This is a genomic window from Yoonia sp., from assembly GCF_036007805.1.
In the GTDB taxonomy this organism is placed as follows: Bacteria; Pseudomonadota; Alphaproteobacteria; order Rhodobacterales; family Rhodobacteraceae; genus Yoonia.
Genome location: NZ_DASYOK010000079.1, coordinates 1 through 2,304 on the forward strand (window position 1 = coordinate 1; position 2,304 = coordinate 2,304).

Annotated in this window: 4 protein-coding genes; 1 reads left to right on the plus strand and 3 read right to left on the minus strand. The window is 57.2% G+C overall.

Translation table 11 applies throughout. The features are described 5' to 3' along the window. Positions 1-122: 122 nt before the first annotated feature. The 3 genes from VGP75_RS04900 to VGP75_RS04910 form a co-directional block, all read right to left on the minus strand. Positions 123-290 (minus strand): YdcH family protein, encoded by a 168-nt coding sequence (locus VGP75_RS04900; RefSeq protein WP_076659647.1) that lies wholly within the window; start codon positions 288-290, stop codon positions 123-125. 116 nt (positions 291-406) lie between these two features. Further along, positions 407-1,168, minus strand: a complete 762-nt coding sequence (locus VGP75_RS04905; RefSeq protein WP_327542589.1) for a tRNA1(Val) (adenine(37)-N6)-methyltransferase — start codon at positions 1,166-1,168, stop codon at positions 407-409. Then, on the minus strand, positions 1,155-1,373 hold the full coding sequence (locus VGP75_RS04910) for a putative signal transducing protein (protein WP_327542590.1): 219 nt from the start codon (positions 1,371-1,373) through the stop codon (positions 1,155-1,157). Before VGP75_RS04910 ends, VGP75_RS04905 begins: the two co-directional genes overlap by 14 nt. A gap of 56 nt (positions 1,374-1,429) precedes the next feature. Here VGP75_RS04910 and VGP75_RS04915 point away from each other — a divergent pair. Next, a partial coding sequence (locus tag VGP75_RS04915) for a polyprenyl synthetase family protein (protein WP_327542591.1) occupies positions 1,430-2,304 on the plus strand: 875 nt, incomplete at its 3' end.

Sequence of the window (2,304 nt, forward strand, 5' to 3'; positions counted from 1 at the left end):
GTGACGGGCTCGACCCTGTCGGCCAATGGCGGCCAGTATATGACCTAAGGTCTGGCACATCCTGAAAATTACAAAGGCCACGTCAACGGGACGTGGCCTTTTCTTTTCGGCGTTAGAAATCGCTAGTGCGCGCTGAGGCGCGAAATTTCTTCCTTGAGAATCAATTTCTGCTTTTTGAGTTTTGCAATTTCGATGTCATCGGCAGATGGGCTTCGCTGCATCGCCTCGACATGCTCCGAGAGGTTTTTATGCTTCTTCTTCAGTTCCTGTACATGCGAACTCAAGCTCATAGTCGATCTCCTCTTGGTTTGGGTATTCTGATTGCAGCACATTCGATGTCGTGTGTCACGCTGCAAGGCAGAAACTGAGCGTCTTTCCACCGTGGCAGCCGTGTGTTGCGAATTCGTTAACGCCAAATGGGTAAATCCGCGCCGTTCCGCAAAACGCGTGCGACCTCATGGGTATAGCTTTCCTGATCGCCCTGATGCACCTCACCTGCATGCATGACCAGCGTCGGCGCCATGCGAAACGGCGTTTTCCCTTCTTGCCGTGCTTGCAGCAGGAAGAGCTCTGGCGCGCGGTGCGCGCGTCCTGCAATGGGCCTTACGATAATGGCCCCGAGCCGCCCCGCAAGCGCATCCAAAACCTCCGGCAGACGTTCCATCCTTTGGATCAGCGTCAGGTATCCGCGCGGCCCGACCCGTCTTGCCCCGACATCCAGCCAAGTCTGCAACGGCGTGTCTCCACCAAAGGCTATGTCCTTACCCGTATCATCCGATGCCGTGCCTGCAGCGCGATCAAAATAGGGCGGGTTCATGATAACGTGATCAAACCGCTTTTGCCGCAGATCCGCTGGTAACGTGCGCAAATCAGCGCTCACCACTGTCAACGGCAGCGCGTTTTCCTCGGCATTGCGCTGGGCGAGTGCGGCATATTCCGGCTGCACCTCAACTCCCGTTATCTGCAAATCAGGCACGCGGGCGGCCAGACAAAGCGACGCGGTCCCCACGCCGCACCCCAGTTCCAGAACCGATTGTCCCGATTTCGCCGCAACCGAGGCCGCGAGAATTACCGGATCAACGCCCGCGCGATATCCGCGTTTGGGCTGCCAGATTGCGATTTTGCCACCCAGAAAATCGTCTTTGGTCAGGTCCTCAGTCGCGCCCAAGGTCGATCTCTCCGTCGCGCATCACCGCCTCGGCCATAAATAAATCGCGGTCCAACACCATCAAGCGGCGCGGCATTATGCCAATGCTGCCTTCAAGGACGCTCATATTTACGTCGAAGGTGAACCAGTTTATACCCTCGCTGTCCAGAAGGGCGGTTGCAAAGGCGATGACGGTCGGGTCATTGGTGCGTAGAAGCTCTTTCATAACCAAAGACCTAAGGCGCGGTGCAACCGTTGTCTATTCACATGACGGAAATTGCGATGAGCCTTGATACCGCTGCCACCAAACCGCACGAACAACTCGCCGAGGCGCTGGCCGATGATCTGACTGCGGTGAATGCGCTGATCCGCGAGCGTATGGCGTCGGAACATGCACCGCGTATCCCCGAAGTGACCGCGCATCTGGTTGAAGCAGGTGGCAAGCGCTTGCGTCCGATGCTCACACTCGCAGCGGCGCGGATGTGTGGCTATACTGGGCCTTACCATATCCATCTGGCGGCCACGGTTGAGTTTATTCACACGGCCACTTTGCTGCATGATGACGTTGTTGATGAAAGCAAGCAACGGCGGGGCCGCCCCACGGCAAACCTGTTGTGGGACAATACCTCAAGCGTGCTTGTGGGCGATTATCTCTTTGCGCGGTCCTTCCAGTTGATGGTTGAAACGGGCTCACTGCGCGTGCTGGATATTCTCGCCAATGCGTCCGCTACCATCGCCGAGGGAGAGGTGCTGCAACTGACCGCCGCGAGTGATCTGGCGACAACCGAAGCAATCTATCTGCAGGTCGTGCGTGGGAAAACCGCAGCGCTCTTTTCTGCCGCGATGGAAGTCGGCGGCGAGATCGCGGAACAGGATGCCGCTACCAAGCAGGCGCTTTTCGACTATGGCGATGCGTTGGGGATTTCGTTCCAGATCGTCGACGATCTTCTCGACTATGGCGGTACCAAAGCCATTGGCAAGAACGTGGGCGATGATTTCCGCGAGCGCAAGCTTACCCTGCCTGTGATTCGGGCTATTGCTGCTGCCGATGCGCATGAACGCGCCTTTTGGGAACGGACGATCGCAAAAGGCAGACAGGACGAGGGCGATCTTGATCAGGCAATTGCTCTGCTTGCCAAACACGGCACGATGGAGGC

What these genes read in the sequence shown, in the direction of transcription:
- VGP75_RS04910 (WP_327542590.1), bottom strand. Translation starts at nt 1,373, where the DNA reads ATGAAAGAGCTTCTACGCACCAATGACCCGACCGTCATCGCCTTTGCA.
- VGP75_RS04900 (WP_076659647.1), bottom strand. Translation starts at nt 290, where the DNA reads ATGAGCTTGAGTTCGCATGTACAGGAACTGAAGAAGAAGCATAAAAAC.